Raw genomic sequence first — 16834 nt, 5'->3', positions numbered from 1 at the left:
TCCTCTCCGAGGTCGGCACACGGCAAAGCTTCGCTTTTTCGCGGCCGCACCGAGTTCGGAGAACACGGCGACCCTCGGCACGAATCATCAGCGTCACTTCAACTGCCACTCTGACGTGTCCGGTGCGTCGCCCTTTTCATTCACTTCCCGGATCGATCGCACCAATTGGATAGGCAGTTGGACCAATCCCGCAACGATCAGGCCGACGTAGGCCACCAACAGGAACTGAACCGGCGTGACCCCGACCTGCGGGACAAACCAAACTCCCGCCGTCACAATCCCGATCAAACTGAGCAGTGCCTTGAATTCGGTCGGACCAAATTTTGAAAGCGTGAACTCGCCCACCAGTTTTGCCTTGATGTTGGTCAGCACCGCGATCGCGAACAGGCAAACCACCGCGACGATCGCCAAGTCCAATCGTCCGCACCCGACGCCGATACCGATCAGGTAGTACGCGAAAGACAGCGGGTCGGTGAAATGATCCAGCAGTTCACCGCCATTGCGACACTGACCGGTTCGCCGGGCATGCGTGCCATCCACACAATCTGCCAGATGGTTGCCCAGGATTCCCGCCGCGGCGATGATTCCGCACCACCAATAGGTCGTCGAAAACGCCAACCCGACCGCGCCGATGATCGCCGACAGGTGCCCGACCAAAACGATTCCCTCGGGAGGGAACACTGCCGGAATACGCAGGTACGGATACAGCGATTGCAATTTCGGAGAAATGATCGGGTCGATCAGGCTATGGGAGACACGTGCCGACATCGTTGGGACCTTCCAATGAGAGTCATCTACATTCGCCGAAACCGGCGATCCAATTCAAAGGAGCCCCGACGGGCGAAAAACTCGCGCACGATTAAGACAAAACCCTCCGTGGAAGGGAGGGTCGAGCGCAGCGAGGGGAGGGTCGATTCGTGATGCTTGCGTGCTTACGAGCCAAAACGCCCCTCCCTGGTCGCCCCGAATCCTAAGGACGCTTGATGCCCACCGATGGCAGCGCGAACCCACGGATGGGATGCGGTCGCGGATCCGTGGGCTCGCGCTGCTATCCGTGTTGTTTTTCGATTCCCCCCTGACCACGCTACCCAATGCCCCGCTTTTCAACGCTGTGACAAATCAACCGCGCCCGCGAATCTGCCCGGCTGAGGTTTTTCCCGCACCCCGCTTGCTCGATGACTATTCGGCACCAAAAGTCGGATAGGCAATTCAGACCGACACCGGAGCGTCGCCGAACAAGTGGCGAGAAACACGATGCGATGAACGGATCAACTTCCATTCACAAAATGCGAGTTGGTCTGACCGTCCTGGTTTCCACCTGTTTGATCGCAATCGCCGGCTATGTCGTGGCGGGATGGTCGTACATCGATGCGCTCTACATGGTGGTGATCACCATCTTTGGCGTCGGCTATGGGGAAGTGAATCCGGTGGACGACCCACGTCTGAAGCTGTTCACGTTGGCGGTCATCATTTCGGGATGCAGTTCCGCCCTTTATGTCCTGGGCGGTTTTGTACAGATGATCGCCGAAGGGGAGATTCAACGGGCGATGGGAGCGAGACGGATGAGCCAGGAAATCAACGCGTTGTCGGGGCACGCGATCGTCTGCGGGTTTGGTCGCATGGGCCGAAATCTGATCCATGAACTCGATCACTTGGGCGTCAAGTTCGTCGTGATCGATTGCGATCCTGAACGGCTGGCCGATGCAGAACGACACGGCACGTTGGTGATTGCCGGCGACGCGGCGCAGGAAGAGGTGTTGCAGCAAGCCGGCATCGAGCGGGCCTCGGTGCTGGCGACCGTCTTGCCCAAAGACGCCGACAACGTGTTCGTGACCCTCACGGCGCGTGAGCTGTGCGAGAAAATCCAAATCATCGCGCGCTGCGAGTGCCCGACGACCGAACGAAAACTAATCCGCAGCGGGGCCGATGGCGTCGTGTCGCCGACGATGATCGGAGCGACACGGATCGCCCACCAGATCGCTTGCCCGACGGTCGAATCGATCGTGGAAAACAAGCAAGCCTTCAACCGGCTCAACCAGGACCTGGACGTGTTCGGTTTACAAATGGTCGAGATCGAAATCCACGAGGAATCGATTTTCGTCGGCGCGACGATCCATGATCTGGAAACCAGCGGCGACGGAGCCACGGTGGTGGTCGCCGTCAAACGCGCCAACGGCGACGTCATCAAGAACCCCAAGATGTGCGACGAGATCCGCGGCAACGACAAACTGGTCATGCTGTCCCATCAAGAAGACTTGGCACCGCTGTGCGACGATTCCGTCGGTGATCCGATCCAATCCGCCGAACCGGCGGTCCCGCTGGCGGTCTAACGGGACAGCAACGCATGGGCCGTAGCTACGCTCGCCAGAGCGTGGAACACCCACCGTAGCGAAGCTCGCCAGAGCGGGGAAATTCGGCGATTGAGAAAGCTGCAGTTCCGTACGTTCATCGTACGTTCAGCCGTCTGACGCCAGCCCTCGCCACCCCCATCGTCTTGCCCCCATCATTCTGCCCCGCATCATTCTGCCACTCCCCTCCTGACTCCCACCGACGCAGGAGCGACCGTGCACGAGGCATGTTGACGCAGTTTTTACATCCCGATGCAAAATCTTCCGCGCCCGGATCGGCGGCGTGACAAGTTTCACGCGCCCTCTGCGACTATTTGTCTCCGCTGCAGCCAATTGAAGTCCCGCTCGATCGGCGCCCGCAAGCTCCATCCGGGCGTCGTGTTTCACGGCAAATGCCGCCGACCTTCGATCCGGCACCGATCTTGCACTGCAGTCTGCAAAGAAACTAACACGCAATCAGTCTCCCGGGTTCCGACACCCCTCATCATCGATGGTCTCATGACACGCCGCCTCGTCACCACCGTATTCGCAACACTCTGTTTTGTTTTCGTCGATCAAGGCATCAGCGATGCCCAGTCCGGTTCGGCCGTGACACGGCTGCGGCCGATCGGGTCGGCGAGCGCCGTGGACCGATTTCAAAACCAAAGTTCGGTGCCGGCGACGAACGTTGCGATGCGCGCCCAGCAATCGCGTTCGGCGGTGGTTCGCAATGAGACCGCGTACTGGCAACGCGAGGGTCAGTTGCCCTCCGGCTCGTCTCCGATTCGTCAGGTCTCCACCGGCCCGTCTTCGGTCCGCCAAACCGTCTGGATGCAATCGGGGTTCGATGCGCCTCCGCTGGCCGATTCGGGGATGTCGCTGCCGGGCACGGCGCCCAACGCGGGTCTTCCCCAACCAGAACCGGTCGGGCAACCCAGTCAAAATGTTCAACCCGGACAGGGCGCGGCGATTCCGAATTCGACGCCCTTTCCCGATGCAGCCACCGCGCCGCCGCGTGCCTTGCCCGCGCCAGGCAATCCGTACGCCCCCTCGCCATCAGACCTGGACCAGATCCCCCAGCCCTCGTTAGAAACCAACGCCTTTGCCAGGATGGACAACTGCCGGCTGATCACGCCACCGAGCACCTATATGGCGGCCAGCGCTTTTGACGGCGGCTGCGGACAACTCATGCCGGTGACGTATTCCTCGCCCGGCTGTGGCCCCGTCACGCAGGTTCCGATCACCCAAGCGCCGATCATCCAGTCGCCAGGCACGCTGCCGGCGGAGATTCCCTCGACAGCAACCATCCCGCCGGTTTCGGTGCTTCCGCCGACGACCAGCCAGCCCCTGGCGCTGCCCAGCTCGGCCGCCCCGGCACGCTCGCTGATCACGTTGGGACAACAGAACTACATGGTCCAAGTCGGCCAGGGGCTGTGGGGGCAACCGGTCGCCTACGTCCCCGGCCAAGGCATCCGCAACTGGATCCGTTACCTGTTCCCCTAGTCAGACCGGAAAACTGGCAGCAACGCCCACTCCCGGCTTGCACATTCCCAGCTCACTCGATAATCTACCCGCCGCTGAACGAGTGAACCTCGGCCGACCGAGATCACTCTTCACAGTGAACCAAGCGGATGTGGCGGAACTGGCAGACGCGCTAGATTCAGGTTCTAGTCCTCGATAAGGGGGTGGAGGTTCAAATCCTCTCATCCGCACTCGGTTTTTTTTAAGGGACTCACGCTTTTCGACGTGAGTCCCTTTTTCATGCGCGTTGTCCTAAATCTCGGGTTTGGGGGACGACATCGGGGGCCGCGATCGATAGGACTAATAGGACATAGGGGACCTATAAGTCGTATTGGTCCCATTGAACGATCGCTGCTCCATTCTGGAAGGAATGGCAAAACAATGGGGGCAAAATCTAATAGTTGACGGTGCCGCCGCGGACTGGCTTTTGGCGTTCGTTCTTCCACCAGTGGGCGGGGCCTTCGGATTCGATGTCGCTCCACACCTCAAAAAGCCGCTTCTTCATTGCTTCCGTCTTTTCGGGCATCGCGGAGGCGAGATCGTGTTCTTCCTTCCAGTCTTGACGGATCTGGTACAGCTGAAACTTCGTCAACGTATCGTCACCCACCAGTTTCCAGTCACCGATGCGGAGTGCGACGCGATCGGCCGGCGGCGATACGTGAGTGCGCCAGAAAAGGGGAGTCTTTCGCGTCAGGGGCTTGCCGTCGAAGGCGGGCAGCATGCTGATGCCGTCGATCGTTCGATCCTGGGGCATGGGAATGTCGGTGATGTCCAACACCGTGGCGAAGATGTCCGTGCCGATCACGGGAACATCGCTGACCGTTCCGGGCTTGATCTGTCCCGGCCAGCGCACAACACCCGGCACTCGGATGCCGCCTTCATGGTCACTGCGTTTGCCGCCTCGCAATCCACCGGTCGTTCCCCCAAAATTTGCGACCGGGCCGTTGTCCGAAGTAAAGATCAACAACGTGTCGTCGCTGACCCCTTCGCGGTCCAACGCATCCATCACCAATCCTAACGCATGATCCAGCTGTGTGATGTTGCCCATGTACTCACTATTCGCGTGCCCGTCATAAAGACCGGAGAACTGCAGGTCCGTCGCAATCGGTGAGTGGGGTTCATGGATCCAGATCGACAGAGCGAACGGCTTCGAATCGTCGCGAATCGCACTCAACCAGTGTGCTGCTTCAGCGGCAACCAGTGGTGCTGAGAACCCGGTAAGCTCACCGACGGGTTCTCCATTGCGGACAAAGTTGTTCGGGTTTTTGTGGCTCGGTTCCGCGTTGTTGTGCGTTGCCATCCAATAGTCGTACCCATGATCGCCAGGTTGCGGATATTCGGACGTGTTGAACTGCGGCTTGGAATTGAGATGCCATTTTCCGACGTGGCAGGTTTCGTAACCGATCGATTTCAACAGCTTGGGATACGTGATCTCGCTGCTTCGCAGGTGAGCTTCATGACTGCCTGACAAATGTCGATAGACACCGTTTCGATACGGCGTTCGACCGGTCAAGATCGCCGACCGAGACGGCGAACAGACACCGCAAGCCGAATAGCACTGAGTGAACTTCACTCCTTGGGACGCCAATTTGTCCAGATTAGGTGTTTGGATAAGCTCGTGGCCATACGTCGCCGAGTCCCCCCAGCCCATGTCGTCGGCCAGGAACACGACGATATTCGGTCTGGATGGCGCCGCCGCCCACAAACCGGCCGGCCACAAAAGAAGAAGCAAGGTGAATTGAAAACGAAACATCATCGATCGGACCATTGAAAAGGACATCTGCGAAGGAAACACGATGCGTCGCACCGGTAGTCTGGTTCGCCTATTTCTGACGGTACGCATGCACGTGCGGAACATACTTGCCTCCGACCCAGCGAGAATTTCGAAACATCACCTGCGGATCACTCCAACCTTGCCGTCGGGGCATGGTAATTTCCAGCACACCAATTTCGTTGATTGACTTTCCTAGCGGTTCGTCGGTTTTAGAATTCCTGAATTCCGCACCCGATAGCGTTACCGTTTGCCAGCCATTGTCCCCCTTGATGGAAACTTTGGCGGAATAGGTGCTGAAGTCATCGACCCAGTAATTCTTGTGTAGCTTGACGTCAAAGGTCTCGTCGGAGTCCGTTTTGATTTCGAACTGCAGCGACGCTCCTTCGGGTGCCCGAAATTCCGGGTCACCGGGTGCGTAGTTTATCGGGCTGACCCGAATCGGCGTGAAGCCCGGCTTTCCCTCCGGTCCGACAACTGCCTTCAAACGATGTGTGATCTGGGACGGAAAGGTGTCTGTTTCAACGCCGACGCAGCGACTCTTCGTGCTCCATGAAGTGCCGCAGGAATCGGCCATGTTGTTCGCGATCGGATTCGTCCAATGAGGGTATGCTCCATGAGCACGCCAGAATTGCCGGTATTTCTTTGGAAAATTTGATCGGCCCGCTCTCCTATTGGAGAGATCGCGTCGCCTGCCTTCATGCCGAGCGAATACGGAAGTCGGCGCAAGCATCAGTCCCGTGCCTGCCCCCCGCTCGACCCGCTCTCTCCGGGGTTGCTTGCCCCCTTCCTTCGGAGCATAATGGCCATCTGTCCATATGTGTGAAATGCTCCATTGATGCCGTTGGGTTAGCGCACACCTCGGAAAATTGAGATCAGCCGATGTTGACTCACCTGTGCGTTGGCCTCGCGACCGTGTCCTTGTGGCACTCCGTGGATGCCGCCGGTGCTCACTTTTCCCGATTGGCGGAGAGCAGCGTCGGACAATTCAACGTTTGCTGGTCGACCTCCCCACCTGATTCCGCTTTGAATCGCAAGGCGAGCTCCGGCCTTTCGTTTGCCTGGCAATTCCCAGACGCTCGCTCAGAAACAGGATTGCGTTCACGATGAAAACCCGCCGCAGCCGCACCGCTTCGATCCGACGAATTCGACTGAAACGTCACTTGGAGAAACGCCGGCTTCGATTGGAACCATTAGAAGAGCGGACGTTGCTGGCCGCGTTCACCGACGCAGGAAACAATGACACGGTTTCATCGGCGCAGTTGCTGTTCAATGACACCTCATACACCGTCAACGGACGTCTCGATCAGGTCGATCTCGACTTTTACACTTTCTACGCCAAGACCGGCGACAATCTTAAGGTGACCGCCGCGGCGGTCTTCAATGGCGCTCCCCCAACGGAGGACAAACAGTTTGACCCGATGGTCGCGATCTACGATCCATCCGGTTCGATGGTCCAGCAGGATGACGACGGCGGCGGGACCCAGGCCATTCCTTGGACTGCCGTGTCCAATTACACCGCGACTGAATCGGGGTTCTGGACGGTCGGGGTCACCGACTATCCCGACTTCGACTTCGACGGCACGATCGATAGCGGACCGGGGCTGAACACCGGCAAGTATCAACTGAAGGTCGAAGGGGTTTCAAAATTTGAAATTGACGACAGCAGTGTCACCGCTCAATACGACAACGATTCCGGAAACACAACGTTTGGTGAGTACCTGCCCTGGGTCAGTTTGCAGAACACCTTCACGGTTGATTTGGGGAATGACCTACCAGACGGCTTTCGCCTTGAATACTGGTTCGGCGGATTGAAACAGGATCCGGTTCAAAAAGCCAGTGGTAGTGGCGGCGTTTACACCTTCAGCCAGGACATGGGGCGATTGCGTCCGGAGCATCCCAGCCTAACGATCCAATTGGTCCACAGCGATTCCGGCAGTGTCTTTGACGAGTACACCGCGAGCGTGAAATTTGTCGACGATCTGAGTTACACGTTGGAGTTCGACGGAGTTGCGGCGGACGAATTGCGATTGATCGGTAAGGAAATCAATGAAGGCGAATGGCCCGTCAAAGCGACGATCCCGACCGAGATCGACTTCTTTGACCAATACAAGTTACAAGACTTGTCCCTGCGTCGAAAATCCAAAGGCGCCGGCACGACGACGTCGACCGGCTTGACCGCTCAGGGCGACGGCACGTTCACCGGTACGTTCCCCATTGATTTGCTGACGGACACCGTCAAGGATGGCAAGGACTGGGAAATGGCCTTGATGGGAACCGTCGTCACAGGAAATCCCAAGCCATTCTCCCGTCCTATCGACGTGTTGGTGGTCTCGTATCCCAAGTGGATCTCGCTCTTCACGGTTGATACCGCCGTGTACAGTGAGGGGTGGTATGACATCGCGGTGAACACTTCCAAATGGAAATTGGATGTGACACCGACAGTCCCGCCCGGTGAGGACGGATTGATTGCAGGATTAGTCAAGGGAATCGAAACTGGTGCCAGTCTCGACATTTCTCTCTTTGTTACGGCGTCTCGCAAGTTGGGAGATTCTGAAAAGCCGGAGGCAGAACTCAAAAGCGCCTCCGTATCCACCACGCTACTCGGTGACCGCAAAACCTATACGCTCGACAATCAACTGGTCGTTGCTTCGACCTTGAATGACGAAACACTGGACGTCGAAACGTTCAAGATATCCAATCGCGATCCGATCAAGATCGCCGACAGAATCTTTCCCTCGTTCAATCAAAAATTCAAACTGCCGTCCTACCTGACCGACGCCTTTGGTTATCTAGGCATCGATGCGAATTTAAATCTGAGCGGGAATTCGAGTCCGTTGACTGCGAATGTCGGCTTAGAAATGGGGAAAAACCAAGCCGGAGATTTTGAGTGGAAGAGTTCGGGCACCTATGTTGAGTTTATGGCCGGAGCCTTCGGGCAGGTCACCATTGGAGCCGGCCTCAGTCTATTGTCCCTGAAGAACAAAGGGCTCACAGGGATCCCGGTTCCGGATAAAGGGCTTTTGGATGTCGAGGTGACCGGCCATCTAAAAGCCGCTTTGGCAGCCAAAGTCAGATTTGAGGCATCCGGCAACCTGTTGAAACCCACACCCACGATCAACAAGCAGAAGTCGGGGGCGACCTTGGGTGTCGATTGGTCGATCAATGCGCGAGGTGATGCTTTTTTTGGTTTGTTCGAAGTTTTTGATAAGACGTTCAAGTCGAATGGAATTGAGGTCATCAAATTGCTCGGCGATGCGGATCTGAAGAGCAACGTCACCACGATGATCAAGGATGGAAAAGGCATCGCGCCCGGGACCAAACCATCGGGAGTTCCACAATTTCTCACGCCGCCTTCGAACCTGCAGCAATCAACTCCGATCTCCGCGGTCCCGCCCCCGATCGCTCCCACCGCGCACGTACCGACGCTTCAAGGCTCGCTGCGGCATCTGCAAATCATTCCGTCAACCGTCAGCAACGTCGCGGTGGAGATCCAGTCGTTTGCCGATCGCGCCGATCTCACCGAGGGGGCGCACCGATTGGATGTGGTTTTGGTCGGGCAATCGAATGAACTGACGCTCGGCTCATTCGATCCGGCCCATCAGACGTACGCACCCGATGCGAATCCATTGGGCTATGCGGCGCCGATCCAAAACGTCTCCTACCCCATCGATCCGGCGTCGGTCGATGCCGATGAGTTCTATCATGTGGAATTCCGCTATTTCGCTGACGGTGACGCCGGTGGCGAAGTCGTCGAATACCAGGTGTACGCGGTCGACATCACGATCCCCGAATCGAATTATGATCTCACGGCGCCGCTTGGCAGCCTGGACGATTCGACGTTGACCTTCGGGCCTGAGACCGGCCAATCGGCAGTCGGCACGCTGCTGCTGACCAACACTAGCGATGTCGCTCTGACGGTCAAACAGTTGGAACTCGTCGGCGAAGGGGTGGAAATTCTGTCGCCTGCCGACGGACCGTTCATCGTCGAGGCGGGCCAAGCGGTTGCTTTGGACCTTCGATTGATCGACGAAACCCAGGCTGCTGATGCCACCCTGCGGATCCACTCAAATGCCCCTGGGAAAACAGTTTACGAAGTTGCGTTGGTCTACGACCCCGCCGTTCCGGTCGACGTGACCCCGCCTGAAATGACCGCCCTGAACCTGCGAAGTTCCGCTTGGGAATCCGCTGATCCGTCCTTGCCGGTGACGGGTCCTTTCGGGGCATATGGAAACCTCGATCAAATCGAAGTCGTCTTTTCAGAAGCCGTCGATGTCGTCTCGGATGATGCCCGGCTTGTCGACGCGACCGGCAGCACGGTGGCGGTGTCGGCATTTCATTTCGCCCCCACGACCTTCACCGCGACCTGGACGCTCGCCAATCCTCTGCCGGCAGGGCATTACTCGTTGGAGTGGAACGGGGAGATCCATGACCGGTCGTCCAACGCCTTGGCGCCCCCCGAGCCAACGCCGCTGCCGATCGTCCCCGGTGATGCTAACGGAGACCGGATCACGAACTTTGAAGACTATGTCATCGTCAGCAACCATTTTGGACAGGACACCGACGGCGCCCTCGAAGGTGACTTTAACGGTGACGGCGTCACCGACTTCCTGGATTTCGTCACGCTGTCCAACCAATTTGGCACCGATCAAGCGGATTTGGCAGTGGTCAACTTGGCACCGGTGATTGAATCGATCGATGATCAATGGATGCTGGACGGCCAGACACTCAACCTGACCTTCAATGCCGGCGACGGAAATCCGTCGGACACGCTGACCTTTTCGCTGACCGATGCGCCGATCGGCGCCACGCTGAACGAACAAACGGGCGAGTTTCAATTCACAGCACCGACCGGCCAGGGTTTTGGCGAATACCCGGTCACGCTTCGAGTCACCGATGACGGTCAACCGGTTCGATGGACCGAAGCGTCATTCTTGATTGTTACCCAGCCTGTGAATGTCGCTCCGGTGATCGATCCCGTGACTCCCATGTCGGTTGAGCAAGGCGACCCGTTCTTGTATCGCATGACGGTCAGTGACGGGAACGAGCCGTTTGATACCTTCACATTCAGTTTGGACCAAGCCCCCGAGGGCGCGACGATCGATCCCGAGACCGGAAGCATTCGCTGGGAACCCGGATTCGATGTTCCTCCCGGTGACGTTCCGTTTACTGTTCGAGTCACCGACGGATTGACGCCGAACCTTGGCGACACGTTGACCTTCAATGTGACATTGACGGAATTCAATTTGCCTCCCACCCTGGATCCGATCGAGAACGTTGAGACCGACGAAGGGGAATTGGTCACCTTTACCGCAACCGCGTCGGATCCGAATGCCGGAACCGCCCTCCATTTCAGCCTGGACGGAGCGCCCGATGGTGCGTTCATCGACCCCAAGACGGGAACCTTCACTTGGACGCCCACCGAAGCGCAGGGGGCAGGGGATTATTACATCACGGTCGTCGTCACTGATAACGGCACACAGCCACGCAGCGACAGTGATCAACTGTTGGTTCAAGTCAGGGAACTGAATGTCGCTCCCGAGTTGGCAGCGATCGGGACACAATCGATCGAAGCCGGACAAACGCTCTCGTTTCTTGCAACGGCAACCGATGTGGATGTTCCAGAAAACAATCTGGTTTATTCGCTTGATGCCGGCGCGCCCGATGGGGTCATGATTGACCCGGCAACCGGAGAGATTCACTGGACGCCCGCGTTTGATCAAGTGGGGTCGTATCAAATCACCGTTCGAGTGACCGATGATGCGGCATCGCCGCTGGATGATTTTGAAACGGTTTCGATCGAGGTCACACCGGAAACACAACCACCCCTCATTTCCGCTTATCTGACGGAATCCTATCGAGATCCGAATACGGCGACCGATGCGGGCATCTCGGGGGGGGTGATTGATGTCAGTCCGATAGTGGAATTCGGTGCCGCATTTGGGAATCCACCGATCCAATCTTATGTCGACTTGCTTGACCGGTTGGATCTGGAATCCGAGTTCTATCTCGACGAGACGATTTTAGGGAACCTGAACGGAGCGGCGATCGAAGAAGGCACGCACACGATCCACTTCCGAGCAGTTGATTCACGCGGCAACACGACGCTTTTCGAATACACCTTTACGATCGATCAGACGCCGCCGACGTTGATGCTGGAAATCGATCCGTCCTATGATTCGGCGCCGCTGGGCGATCTGGAAACGAATTTTGAGAGCGTCACGCTGATCGCGCATACCGAACCCTTCGCATCTGTCTACCTGGACACCTCCCTTCCCATCGCCATCGCCGACGAATTCGGGATCATCCGCTACGAAGATTTTCGGTTGGAGTTGGGGCAGCGTGACTTTCAATCTTTTTTGGAGGACGTCGCAGGAAACACGGCGGAGATCGCGATAAGCATTACACGAATCACCGACAACGGCTGTGTTGGTCCCGACGGATTCGGTTACCAGGCCTGTGCAACCACTCCCGAGTTTATTGACATCTCGTCAACGGGAACTTCGGTATTGGCCGGTGCGCATCTGGATTCCGTCGAGCTGACCTCGGTTGACTTGGCTGGATTCCAGTTCGAATTCTATGGCGTCCCGGTCGATAATCTGTTCATCAACTCCAACGGATTGATCACATTCGAGGAAGCGTACACAGAATTCTACTCAGGCACCTGGTCCGGCCAGCAGCTATTCCAAGATCCCAACCAGTCGGCGATCGCGCCACTGTGGAACGACATCACGGTCGCAGGTGGAGTATCCAGCGCTGTTTTTTGGGAGCTCGTCGGTACAACCGGTAGTCGCGAATTGATCGTCCAGTGGGAGGATGTTAAGATCGGCTACAACTATGGTCGGGCAACCTTTCAAGCGGTTCTTCGCGAGCAGGATCATTCGATCCAGTTCAATTACCGGACCTTGACTCCCGGTGTATCGTTTGACCAGCTCCATGATTCAACCGTCGGCATCAAACCGCCGGGGTCCGGCTTGCCGCCGACATTGCGTTTGGCCTATGGATCCCTGCCCAATGAGCTCGTTGCCGAGGGAAGCAGCACGTTGATATCGGTGGTGCAGCCCGACACGATTCCCCCCTTGGTTGTGGTGGGATTAGCGAACGACAGCGGCGAGGACGCGTTCGATTCGATCACCAATGACGCAACGATCGAGGGCGGAATCTATGACTTCAATCCGATCGTCACCGTCGCAGCGGGACTGAACACAACGGTGGAAGCCGAATTCGTCGACATCCTCGGGGATCTACAACCGGACGGTTCGTTCCAACTGGATCTAGCGCGACTGGAGCAAATACTCGGTGGCTCGCTTGAGGATGGGTCACACACGCTAAGGCTTATCGCCGAAGATAGCTTGGCCAATCGCTCGGAGATTGCCTTTTCGTTTGTGTTGGACCGCGTCGGCCCGGTCATTTCCTCGTTGACGCTCGCTCAATCATCCGATTCGGAGCCGCTGGGTGACGGCAGAACGACCTTTCCGTTTGTCGAACTGGTCGGTCGTACCGAACCCGATGCTTTCGTCTCGCTTCCCAGCCATCCTGACCCCTATGGTGATTCCAACGAAGCAAACTCATTCGGCATCGCAAGGTTCTACAACATTTTGTTGCAACTGGGAACAAACGAGATCGTCTTTGAGTCAACGGATTTGGCGGGAAACGTCTCCCAGGAGGTTTTTGCGATTGAACGCGTCCCGAGAGCCAGCATTGGTCCCAATGGTTTTGGCTACGAGGCGTTCACTTCATCGACAAGCTTCGTAGACATCAGCGAGACCGGAACGCTTTTGAATCGCAGCACGATCGATTCAGCAACAGCACTATCGCCGGCCGAGCTGAACGGGTTTGAGTTCGAATTCTATGGGACGACCTACGACAGTCTTTATGTTTCCGACAACGGATTGATTACGTTTGGAAGCCCGAATTCCAATTCGTTCGGGAGTTTGTTTTCTACGGGCATGCCGAGTATTGCGCCATTGTGGGATTCGCTTCGGGTCACCTTCGTAGCCGGCAGCGGACTTTTCTATCAAGTCACTGGAACCGAAGGCGAACAAGAGTTGATCGTTCAGTGGAGCGATTATCAACTCGGCTTCGATGGGGGCGCGATCACCTTTCAAGCGATTCTTCACGAAGCCGATGGATCCATCGATTTCATCTACCCGGACTTGGAGACCTCCGGCCCTGGGCTTGCAGAACGCAACACGGCTGCCGGCATCTCGATCGGCGTTCCCTTCTCGTACGAAGAAGGCGCCCTCTTTTTGCTGCAGCAACAAGAGGGAGAAAACGAGTTTGTTGCGACAGGATCGAGCGTCCGCATCGCTTTGTCAGAACCGGATATTTTTGCTCCCTTGGTTGCGGCGAGTCTTTCCAACGACACCGGCGAATATGATTTCGATGGTCAAACCATGGACCCGTCGGTCAGCGGCTTCACATTAGATTCTAATGACGTCGTTGCCTTGCGTGCCGGTATCGACTCGCTCGACACGACAACCTACACGGACATCACGCCTTACCTTCAGCCCGACGGGAGCTTCGCGTTGGATGCCGAAGCGATGGAGCTGATTTTCGGCTCGACGATTCCGGACGGGATACATTTCTTCTATGTGACCGCTGAAGACGTGTTTGGCAACGTCTCCGATCCATCTAGCGTGCGGTTTGATCTCGATACGACGGCCTCCGCTCCCGCATTAAACATCGTCGCTGACTTCGACACCGAACCCTTGGGTGATTTGCAGACCCTGGCACTGATTGTTCGGATGGAGGGCCAATGGGAACCGTATTCGGAGGTCTATGTCCAGGAAATCGACGAGACGTTTTACCTGGATGATTCGGGTCATTTCGATTTTCGCGCCGAATTAGCCGTCGGACCGAATGGCTTCACCACCGAGTTCACGGATCCCGCTGGTAACGTCGGTACGCAAGTCACGACGGTCACGCGTATCCCACGAACCCAATTCGGTCCCGATGATTGGGGTTACGAAGCACACGCTGTTCAACCCATGTTCAACGACATTAGCGCGACGGGAACGAGTATTCTTGCCGACGCCGATGACGAAGTTCACGAACTCACTCCGACCGATCTCGGCGGATTTCAGTTCACGATGTATGGTTCCACTTTCGACGCCGTCTTTATCGATAGCAATGGAATCATCAAATTTGGATCGCACAACTTCAGTCAGTCCCAGGGTAACTTGCGTTCGACCTCCTTTTTCGGAGCCCCCGCCATCGCTCCGTTGTGGGATGATTTAGCGATTTCCGGCTCGCCAGAAAGTGCTTTGCTCTGGGAAGTCCAGGGAACGCCGGGAAATCGCGATCTGATCATCCAGTGGAACGAGGTCACGTATATGGGTGAAACCGGAACGATCACGTTCCAAGCAGTGCTTCACGAGGCCGATGGTTCGATCGATTTTAACTATCTGGATATCGATAGCGACGGCGCCTCAAGCGGAGGAGCAGAAGCGAATGTCGGGATCAATAGCGATTACGTCTTCGATACCGACGAGATCGTTCAAGCGTTTCGGACAGGGTTGACGCCCGTTTTCCGTGACGGGCCCAACGAGTTTGCAGGTTCGGGATTGAGCACACAGATCCGGCTTGTGAACCCGGATTCAGTTGGCCCCATGATGACCGTAATGCTGGCGAATGATTCCAATGGGTACCGAGGGGGCAACGACGGAATCACCAATGATTCCTCCGTGCGGGGCATCGTCGTCGACGCCAGCGGGATCAACGTTCTGCGAGCGGGGTTCAACGAGACCTTGCCCATAGACTTTGTCGATATTTTGAGTGACCTGCGGGCCGATGGCAGTTTCTTGTTGGATGCCAACCGGATCGATCAGATTCTTGGGAGCGGATTGCCCGATGGCGTCCACACGCTTCACCTCTACGCCGAAGATGCGTTGGGGAATCCCGCCGCGTTTGATCTCCAATTCGAGTTTGACACTCAAGCACCAATTGTCACGGGACTCGGCTTAAGCGCGGCGACAGATTCTTTCCCGCTTGGAGACGATCAAACCACGATTCCGATGGTGGAAATCATCGGCCAATCCGAGTCGTTTCAGTATTTCATCATCGAAGAGAATGGGATTCTTGGATTCGCTGATACCGACGGAAATCTTCAATTCTCCAACGTTCCGATTTATCCCGGTCAAAATGAATTCACGATTTCCGCCACCGACAATTCGGGCAATACGGCGACCTATTCGATCACACTGACTTTGGTGATTGCGGCCGGTCCTGACGGATTCGGTTACGAAGCGTACACCGTCCCCTTCAACTATTATGAAACTGGCTTGAGTTCGTTTCGACGTCTCAGTGATGGGGTGGACAGTTACGCCGAGTACGACTTCGCACCGCACAATTTCGAATTCGAATTCTATGGCGTGACCTACGATCGAATTTATGTCAACGCGGATGGATTCCTTTCTCTCGAGCACCCGGGTGCGGCAGCCTTCAATCAGCCCATCATTTCACCACTCGAGTCGGCTTACGTGCTCGACCAGGAACATCCGTATGAAGGGACCGTCAACTACGGGATGATCGGTGAAGTTGGTTCGCGAAAGGCTGTGATCGAGTGGGAGGACCTCTGGTCGGTCTTCAATAACTCTCTCGAACCAGTCACCTTTCAAGTCGCCTTGCATGAGGCAGATGGGACGATCGAGTTTAATTACAAACGGATGGCTCACGACGATCCCAGTCAAACATTGTTCGGCGACACCTTCATCAAGGCAGACGGTCAACAGCAGTCGGGAGAATCAATTTTGACGCTACGCGAAGGCGGGCCTCCCGATCAATTTGTCGGGAGCGGAAAGAGCATTCTGATCGTTCTGCCTTCGTCGCCCCCTCCCCCTCCAGCGGAAACCTGGACACCGGACACGATCGAGGCGCCAACGACATCCGCCGCCGAACCGCGTCCAGACAAACAGGTGCCAAGCGGCTTCGTGCTCGATAGCCCCACGAGAAAGCGAGCGGACCGGGTCGCCGGCGAGTACGCGGCAGGGTTTGACACCTTCGGCGAAAGCCTTCGCCGGAACCGACCGAGTAATCCATTGCGTTCTGCGGGTCCAGTTTTTGCTCGAGAGCGAGCCGTCGATCAGGTGTTGAGTTCCGCGAATTGGCGCCCTGAGGAAGCGTCTGCCGCAGAGTCACTGTTGGAATTCGTCCAGCTGGAATTGGAAGCCTCTTTCGATCCTTCGGCCGGGCAAGAATGATTGCGTTGCCGCCT

General features: G+C 56.7%; 6 protein-coding genes and 1 tRNA gene. 4 read left to right on the top strand and 3 right to left on the bottom strand.

The window, feature by feature from the left end; all coding sequences use genetic code 11:
* Positions 1–93: 93 nt before the first annotated feature.
* On the bottom strand, positions 94–768 hold the full coding sequence (locus Mal15_RS12580; protein WP_147868085.1) for a CDP-alcohol phosphatidyltransferase family protein: 675 nt from the start codon (positions 766–768) through the stop codon (positions 94–96).
* Positions 769–1286: 518 nt separating this feature from the next.
* On the opposite strand from Mal15_RS12580, the gene Mal15_RS12575 reads away from it, so the two are divergent.
* The 3 genes from Mal15_RS12575 to Mal15_RS12565 all read left to right on the top strand — a co-directional run bounded on the left by Mal15_RS12575 (position 1287) and on the right by Mal15_RS12565 (position 4039).
* Positions 1287–2330 carry a potassium channel family protein gene (locus tag Mal15_RS12575; protein ID WP_167546759.1) on the top strand — a complete coding sequence of 348 codons (1044 nt, stop codon included), beginning with the start codon at positions 1287–1289 and terminating at the stop codon, positions 2328–2330.
* 516 nt (positions 2331–2846) lie between these two features.
* Positions 2847–3830, top strand: a complete 984-nt coding sequence (locus Mal15_RS12570; RefSeq protein ID WP_147868083.1) for a hypothetical protein — start codon at positions 2847–2849, stop codon at positions 3828–3830.
* A gap of 124 nt (positions 3831–3954) precedes the next feature.
* A tRNA-Leu gene (locus tag Mal15_RS12565) sits at positions 3955–4039 on the top strand.
* Between the two features lie 203 nt (positions 4040–4242).
* Here Mal15_RS12565 and Mal15_RS12560 read toward each other — a convergent pair.
* Positions 4243–5580, bottom strand: coding sequence for a sulfatase family protein (locus tag Mal15_RS12560; RefSeq protein WP_233903424.1), 1338 nt, complete (start codon positions 5578–5580; stop codon positions 4243–4245).
* A gap of 91 nt (positions 5581–5671) precedes the next feature.
* Positions 5672–6352 carry a hypothetical protein gene (locus tag Mal15_RS12555; protein ID WP_147868081.1) on the bottom strand — a complete coding sequence of 227 codons (681 nt, stop codon included), beginning with the start codon at positions 6350–6352 and terminating at the stop codon, positions 5672–5674.
* Positions 6353–6725: 373 nt separating this feature from the next.
* Between Mal15_RS12555 and Mal15_RS12550 the strand changes: the two genes are divergently transcribed.
* The gene (locus Mal15_RS12550; protein WP_147868080.1) at positions 6726–16820 is read left to right on the top strand and encodes a putative Ig domain-containing protein; all 10095 of its coding nucleotides are present in this window, start codon (positions 6726–6728) and stop codon (positions 16818–16820) included.
* Positions 16821–16834 lie beyond the last annotated feature (14 nt).

It is taken from the genome of Stieleria maiorica (assembly GCF_008035925.1).
Classification (GTDB): Bacteria; Planctomycetota; Planctomycetia; order Pirellulales; family Pirellulaceae; genus Stieleria; species Stieleria maiorica.
Note: the sequence above shows the minus strand (reverse complement) of the source record. Positions and strands in the feature narration are given on the sequence as shown.

What these genes read in the sequence shown, in the direction of transcription:
- Mal15_RS12580 (WP_147868085.1), bottom strand. Translation starts at nt 768, where the DNA reads ATGTCGGCACGTGTCTCCCATAGCCTGATCGACCCGATCATTTCTCCG.
- Mal15_RS12575 (WP_167546759.1), top strand. Translation starts at nt 1,287, where the DNA reads ATGCGAGTTGGTCTGACCGTCCTGGTTTCCACCTGTTTGATCGCAATC.
- Mal15_RS12570 (WP_147868083.1), top strand. Translation starts at nt 2,847, where the DNA reads ATGACACGCCGCCTCGTCACCACCGTATTCGCAACACTCTGTTTTGTT.
- Mal15_RS12555 (WP_147868081.1), bottom strand. Translation starts at nt 6,352, where the DNA reads ATGCTTGCGCCGACTTCCGTATTCGCTCGGCATGAAGGCAGGCGACGC.
- Mal15_RS12550 (WP_147868080.1), top strand. Translation starts at nt 6,726, where the DNA reads ATGAAAACCCGCCGCAGCCGCACCGCTTCGATCCGACGAATTCGACTG.